This is a genomic window from Hydrogenophaga sp. (assembly GCF_051007235.1).
In the GTDB taxonomy this organism is placed as follows: Bacteria; Pseudomonadota; Gammaproteobacteria; order Burkholderiales; family Burkholderiaceae_C; genus Hydrogenophaga.
In genome coordinates, this window is sequence record NZ_JBPCSJ010000385.1 from 1 (window position 1) to 6,509 (window position 6,509).

The window sequence follows — 6,509 nt, forward strand, 5'->3', positions numbered from 1 at the left end:
GGCCAGGCGCGGGCGCACCACGCGCTCGTTGCCGCCGATCACCGCACTCGCGTCCTGCGGGCTGATGTTGCTGACCACCAGGAACTGGTGGGTCAGCTTGCCGGCCGCGTCCAGCAGCGGGAAGTACTTCTGGTTGGCCTTCATCGTGAGGATCAGGCACTCCTGCGGCACGTCGAGGAATTCCTTCTCGAACTGGCAGGTCAGCACGTTCGGCCGCTCGACCAGGGCGGTCACTTCGTCCAGCAGCGCGTCGTCCTCGATCGGACGGCAACCTCCGCCGACCTTCGCGGCCGCAGCGGCCAGCTGGCGCGCGATCTCGGCCTTGCGTTCGGCGAACGAGGCGATCACCGCGCCGTCCTTGGCCAGCGTGGCGGCGTAGGCGTCGGCATCGGCCAGCGGCACCGGGTCCACAGCAGCTTCAAAACGGTGCCCGTGCGTGCTGTTGCCCGCCTTCAGCCCCAGCACCTTGACCGGTACCACGTCGGCACCGTGCAGCGCCACCAGGCCGTGCGCCGGGCGCACGAAGTTCACGCTGGTCCAGCCTGGAAGCTCGCAGTCGGTTTCGAGCTGGTAGCTCATGACCTTCGGAATCGGCAGCTTGGCAATCGCCTCGTCCAGCGCCTTTTGCAGGCCAGCGGCCAGATCGACACCCGGCTGCACGCTGTCGAAGAACAGAGCTTCGGCCTTGCCGTCCATGGCGCGCTTGAGACCGGCCACGGCCGACGCATCGGCACCCAGACCGGCCAGGCGCTTGAGCAGCGCGGGCGTGGGCGCACCGCTGGCGTCCAGGCCCACGCTGACGGGCATGAGCTTTTGCGACACGGCCTTGTCGGCCGCCTTGGCGGCGACGGCGGTCACGTGCGCGGCCAGGCGGCGCGGCGAAGCGAACGGCGTCACCACCGCATCGGCCGCGGCCAGGCCCTGGGCCTTGAGTTGCTCGGCCAGCACGCCGGCAAAGGCATCACCCAGCTTCTTGAGCGCCTTGGGCGGCAGCTCTTCCACAAACAGTTCGACGAGGAGGTTCTTCGTTGTCATTCTTGTTCTCGCGGTCTCAAGCAACTTTCTTTTCGATCTGTGCCACCCACTCGCGCGGCGCCATGGGGAAGCCCAGGCGCTCGCGGCTTTCGTAGTAGCTCTGGGCGACAGCGCGCGCCAGGTTGCGGATGCGGCCGATGTAGGCGGCGCGTTCCGTCACGCTGATCGCGCCGCGTGCGTCCAGCAGGTTGAAGCTGTGAGCGCACTTGAGCACCTGCTCGTAGGCGGGCAGCGCCAGTTGCTGCTCCATCAGGTGCTTGGCCTGCTTCTCGTGCGCGGCAAAGGCGGTGAACAGGAAGTCGGCGTCGCTGTGCTCGAAGTTGTACGTGGACTGCTCCACCTCGTTCTGGTGGTAGACGTCGCCGTACTTGAGTGTGTCGGTCCACTGCAGGTTGTAGACGTTGTCCACGCCCTGCAGGTACATGGCCAGGCGCTCCAGGCCGTAGGTGATTTCGCCGGTGGCGGGTTTGCAGTCGATGCCGCCGACCTGCTGGAAGTAGGTGAACTGCGTGACTTCCTTGCCGTTGAGCCAGACCTCCCAGCCCAGGCCCCAGGCGCCGAGCGTGGGGTTCTCCCAGTCGTCTTCCACGAAGCGGATGTCGTTCTTCTTCAGGTCGAAGCCCAGCGCCTCCAGCGAGCCGAGGTACAGCTCCAGGATGTTGGCCGGCGCGGGCTTGAGCACCACCTGGTACTGGTAGTAGTGCTGCAGACGGTTGGGGTTTTCGCCGTAGCGGCCGTCCTTGGGGCGGCGGCTGGGCTGCACGTAAGCAGCCTTCCAGGGCTCGGGGCCGAGCGCGCGCAGGAAGGTGGCGGTGTGGCTGGTGCCCGCCCCCACTTCCATGTCGTAGGGCTGGAGCAGGGCACAGCCTTGCTTGTCCCAGTAGGACTGCAGGGTCAGGATGATTTGCTGGAAGGTCAACATGCGGTTGTGGCCTGCGCGGATCGCGGGCCCCGGAAAGTCTGGAGGGAGGAACACGGCCGCGGCCGAACGGCGCGCCGGGCAAAGCGTGGATTTTACGGGGCGCCCGGTCAGCCGCGGCGGCTGCGCATGGGACGCCGGCGCAGCCCCACGACCACGGCCACCACCGCCAGGCACAGCCCCCAGGCGGGCCACAGGCCCCAGCGCCCGGCCCAGCGGGCGTACGGGGTCAGGCCTTCGCGGCCATCGACTTGGGCCACCAGCCGGCCCTGGGTCAGGCGCGGCAGCTGGTGGGTGACCACGCCGCGGTGGTCGATAGCGGCCGTGGCGCCGGTGTTGGTGGCGCGCAGCATGGGGCGGCCCAGCTCCAGCGCGCGCAGACGCGAGATCTGCAAATGCTGGTCGATGGCCACGGTGTCGCCGAACCAGCCGATGTTGCTCAGGTTCACCAGGACGGTGGGCGCCTGGGCCGGGTTTCTGAACGACGCGGCCAGTTCCTCGCCGAACAGGTCTTCGTAGCAAATGTTGGCGGCCACCCGCTGGCCGGCCCAGGCCCACGGCGCCTGCACCAGTTCGCCCCGGCTGAAGTCGCCCAGCGGGATGCGCATCAGGTCGGTGAACCAGCGGAAGAACGGCGGGATGAACTCGCCAAAGGGCACCAGGTGGTGCTTGTCGTAGCGGTAGAAACCGTCGCCGGGCAGCGCTTCGGGCGCGGCGGCCAGCCGGGCCGCCGTGCGACCGGCCGTTTCGGGCGTGATGCCCCAGGCCGAGTTGGTGTAGCCCGCCTCGAAGCTGCCCAGCGGCAGTCCCAGCAAGGCCGCCACCGGGGTCGATGCGCCCGGCTGGCTGGCCAGGCGGGCCAGCAGCGGCTGCCAGAAGGCGGCACCGGCCTGCTGCGGCAGCAAAGGCACCGCCGTTTCGGGTGCCACCACCAGCTGCGGCGCATCGGCGCCGGCGGTGCTGGCGGCCTGCACCGCGGCGGCCAGCTGCTGCGGGTACCAGGCCAGCGCGGTGGCCACGCCGGTACCGGGTTCAAACTTCTGGTCTTGCGGGATGTTGCCCTGCAGCAGCCAGACGCGCAGCGGGCCGGTGGACGTGGTGCCGCGCTGTCCCAGGTCGCGCCAGGTGCCGCCCGCCAGCACGGCGAGCCAGAGCAACAAGACACACGCCACCGACGCCAACCCTGCCGCCGTGCTGGGCCACCAGCGCGCAGCCTGCAAAGCGCCCGGCGCACGGATACGCGGGAAGGCCCGCGCAGCCAGCCCATCCAGCGCCTGCGGCAGCAGCACCGCCAGGCTGTAGGCCAGCAACGCGGCCACCGCCCCCATGCCGTACACACCCACCCAGGGCGCCCAGACGGCCATCAGGTCCACCTGGGCGTACCCACCGGCGCCCCAGGGAAAGCCGGTGAACCAGCGGCCGCGCAGCAGTTCGGCCAGGGTCCAGAGCGCGGCGAACAACAGGCCCTGCTGCACCCGGGAACGCGGCGCCCACAAGGCCAGCAGGCCAGCGGCCAAGGCGTAGTACAGCGCCAGCGCGCCGGCCAGGGCGAACACCGCCAGCACCGCCAGCCACGCAGGGAGGCCGCCGTAGGTGTGCATGGACACGAACAGCCACCAGAAGGTGCCGGCCAACCAGGCGGTGGCGAACACCCAGCCCCGCCAGGCCGCCTGGCCCACCCGGTGCACATGGCGCAGCGACCAGGCCAGCAGCGCCAGCGACGCGATCTGCAACGCCCCGCTGGGCTGGCCCGCGCTCAGCCCCGGTGGCACCCAGGCCTGCAGCGGCCAGGCCAGCGACGCGGCCTGCATCCCACCGGCGAGCAGGCACAGCACGAACCACAGCAGGCCGCCGCCGCGGGCTTCGCGCCCGGGTGGCTGGCCGCTGAGGGCCGAAAAGGTGGACGGGGTGTGGAGGTTGCCGAACAGGCTGCGCATGGAGACCCGATCCGGCCGGTGGAACGCGATCAGGCGCCGGCCGGCAGCGGCTGGACCTTGAACCACTTGACCGCGCCGCCCTTGCTGTGCAGCACGACAAAGCGCAGGCTGTCCGCCTCGTGCACTTCGCCTCGCTTGGGCACGTGGCCCATGGTATGGGCGATCAGGCCCCCGATGGTCTCGAACCCGTCGTCGGCCAGCTGCAGGCCGAACTGTTCGTTGATGCGCTCGATGGCGGTGTTGCCACTGATGCGCCAGGTGCCGTCGGCCAGGGCGAAGATGTCGCCATCGTCCTCTGCCACGTCGAACTCGTCTTCGATCTCGCCGACGATTTCTTCCAGCACGTCTTCGATGGTGATGAGACCGGCCACGCGGCCGAACTCGTCGATGACGATGGCCAGGTGGTTTCGGTTGCCCCGGAACTCGCGCAGCAGGTCGTTCAGGCCCTTGCTCTCGGGCACGAAGGTGGCCGGGCGCAGCAGGGCGCGGATGTTGAGTTCGGGCGCGCGCTGGAGCTTGAGCAGGTCTTTGGCCAGCAGGATGCCGATGATGTTCTCGCGCTCGCCCTCGTAGACCGGGAAGCGCGAGTGCGCGGTGTCGATGACCTGGTGCAGCAGTTCGTCGAAGGGCGCGTGGATGTCGAGCACGTCCATGCGCGGGGCCGCCACCATCACGTCGCCGGCGGTCATGTCGGCGATGCGGATCACGCCTTCGAGCATGACCCGCGATTCGGCGTTGATGATGTCGTTGTCCTCGGCGTCGGCGAGGGTCTCGATCAGCTCGTCCTTGGAGTCCGGCCCGGGATGGATGAATTCCGCGAGCTTTTGCAGGAAACCACGTTTGTCTTCATGCCGCAGGCTGCGCTGCGGCCCCGGACTGGGGGGTTGGTCGGCCACTGGGATACAGGGAAGTTGCTAGAGCCGGCAAGGATACCCCAAGGCCTTGACAGCACGAAGCCGCTGCGCGGAACACCGGCTGCCCACACGACGGCCTCTCTCCCTTCAAGGATGCGGTGGAACCGGCTCTGCCGGGCCACTTGCATCGCCCCTGGGGGGTGACGCCGCAGGCGGCGCGGGGGGCTCATTTCATCTTGTCGCGGGATTCGCGCACGCCCTGGCGGATTTCCTGCAGCAGGGCCAGCGCGTCCCAGAAGTGCTTGGCCTGGGCTTTGAGCTGGTAGTTGGTGATGGCCAGCTGCTCGTTGATCAGCTCGGTCACACGCGAGTCGAAATCGGCCGGGGGCAGGCGCAGGTGGGCTTCGCTCTCGGAGCCGTCGCGCTCGATCACCGCGCCGGCCTTGCGTGCGATCCGGAGCATGGCGGTGTTTTCGGACAGGGCGTGGATGAAGAGCTGGCTCACCCCCTCGTTGCGCGCGTGCATGACGGCGCGCTCGAACAGGCGGCTGCCGTAGCCACGGCCGCGAGCCTTGCGCGAGACCGAGACGCCGAACTCGGCACAGCTGTGGCATTGCGGGTCGACCGCAAACGCCAGGTGCGCCATGGCGATGAGTTCTAGCTTGCGGTTGAAGATGCCGAACAGCTCGTCGCGCTGGAAGTTCAGACCGTCGACGTAGCGGCCAATCTGCTCGTCGTTGGCCGAGTAGCCGAACCGAAGGTAGCGGTCGTGCGGGTCCAGCGCCAACAGGTGGGCGCGCACGCGTTCCAGGTGCGCCGGCCCGATGGAGCGGATCGGCACCACCGGTCCGCCGGCCCGGGCGTCGCTGCGCACCGGCTCGGGCGGCGACGCAGGTGTGTCGTGGGCAAGGGGGGCGTTGAGCGGGACCATGGCGGCAAATATAAGGGTTTACCCCATATCGACAAGCGACCCGCCGCTCTAAAGCCCGTCAAAACCGACAGATGGGTGACTTATTGATCGATTGGCTCCAGGCAGCTGCTGCATTGCAGCAAAAAAGTGAGCCAATGCTCACACCGGCAGGGCCGTCGTGCTTTTGACGCGGTCCATGACGAAGCTGGTCTTGCAGTCCTGCACGCTGGGGTGTTTGAGCAGGGTGTCCATCATGAAACGCGAGTAGGCTGCCATGTCGGCCACCACCAGGCGCAGCTGAAAGTCCATCTCGCCGGTCAGCGCAGCGCACTCCACCACCTCGGGCCAGTTCAGCACGCTGGCACGGAACTCGTCCATCGGGTTGCGCTTGGCCGCGCCACTGTGTTTTTCCAGCCGCACGTTCACATAGGCCGTCAGCCCCAGGCCCACGGCCTCGGGTTGGACCAGGGCCACGTAGCGGTGGATCACGCCGCTGTCTTCCAGCCGTTTGACGCGGCGCAGCACCGCGCTGGGCGAGAGGCCGACGGCGTCGGCGATCTGGTCGTAGGTGGCGCGGCCGTCGGCCTGAAGGCTGCGCAGGATGTGGCGATCGAGCTTGTCCAGTGCTTGCATTCGCCGCATTTTGCAGGATTCATGCGTTTTGTACGAACGGCACGCCCACAAACGCAGCATTCATGACACCCTGCGCTCCTACAGTGGCGCTTTCCCCCGAACACACAGCAACCATCTTGATGAACCCGTTACTGAACCGCAGTGAAGTCGTTGCGCCAAGGCGACCTGGAGCGGGCGATGGCGTTGAGGATGACCAGCAGCTTGTGCATGCAGGCCACCAG

The 6,509-nt window shown here is 68.2% G+C and carries 6 protein-coding genes; all 6 read right to left on the reverse strand.

Features of this window, described 5'->3' with window-relative positions:
* Positions 1-1,035: glycine--tRNA ligase subunit beta (glyS, locus tag ACR2JA_RS13745; protein ID WP_434009644.1), on the reverse strand; the 1,035-nt coding region annotated here is incomplete at its 3' end.
* Between the two features lie 16 nt (positions 1,036-1,051).
* Positions 1,052-1,957 carry a glycine--tRNA ligase subunit alpha gene (glyQ, locus tag ACR2JA_RS13750; RefSeq protein WP_434009645.1) on the reverse strand — a complete coding sequence of 302 codons (906 nt, stop codon included), beginning with the start codon at positions 1,955-1,957 and terminating at the stop codon, positions 1,052-1,054.
* A 107-nt stretch (positions 1,958-2,064) separates the two neighbouring features.
* Positions 2,065-3,891 carry an apolipoprotein N-acyltransferase gene (gene lnt, locus ACR2JA_RS13755; protein WP_434009646.1) on the reverse strand — a complete coding sequence of 609 codons (1,827 nt, stop codon included), beginning with the start codon at positions 3,889-3,891 and terminating at the stop codon, positions 2,065-2,067.
* Between the two features lie 29 nt (positions 3,892-3,920).
* On the reverse strand, positions 3,921-4,787 hold the full coding sequence (locus ACR2JA_RS13760) for an HlyC/CorC family transporter (protein WP_434009647.1): 867 nt from the start codon (positions 4,785-4,787) through the stop codon (positions 3,921-3,923).
* A gap of 184 nt (positions 4,788-4,971) precedes the next feature.
* Entirely contained in the window at positions 4,972-5,676 is a 705-nt protein-coding gene (locus ACR2JA_RS13765; protein WP_434009648.1) for a GNAT family N-acetyltransferase, read from the reverse strand.
* Between the two features lie 138 nt (positions 5,677-5,814).
* A complete protein-coding gene (locus ACR2JA_RS13770; RefSeq protein ID WP_434009649.1) occupies positions 5,815-6,288 on the reverse strand; it encodes an Lrp/AsnC family transcriptional regulator in 474 nt (157 codons plus the stop codon).
* Positions 6,289-6,509 lie beyond the last annotated feature (221 nt).

Coding starts and splice junctions, on each gene's coding strand:
- ACR2JA_RS13765 (WP_434009648.1), bottom strand. CDS start 5,676: ATGGTCCCGCTCAACGCCCCCCTTGCCCACGACACACCTGCGTCGCCG.
- lnt (WP_434009646.1), bottom strand. CDS start 3,891: ATGCGCAGCCTGTTCGGCAACCTCCACACCCCGTCCACCTTTTCGGCC.
- ACR2JA_RS13770 (WP_434009649.1), bottom strand. CDS start 6,288: ATGCAAGCACTGGACAAGCTCGATCGCCACATCCTGCGCAGCCTTCAG.
- glyQ (WP_434009645.1), bottom strand. CDS start 1,957: ATGTTGACCTTCCAGCAAATCATCCTGACCCTGCAGTCCTACTGGGAC.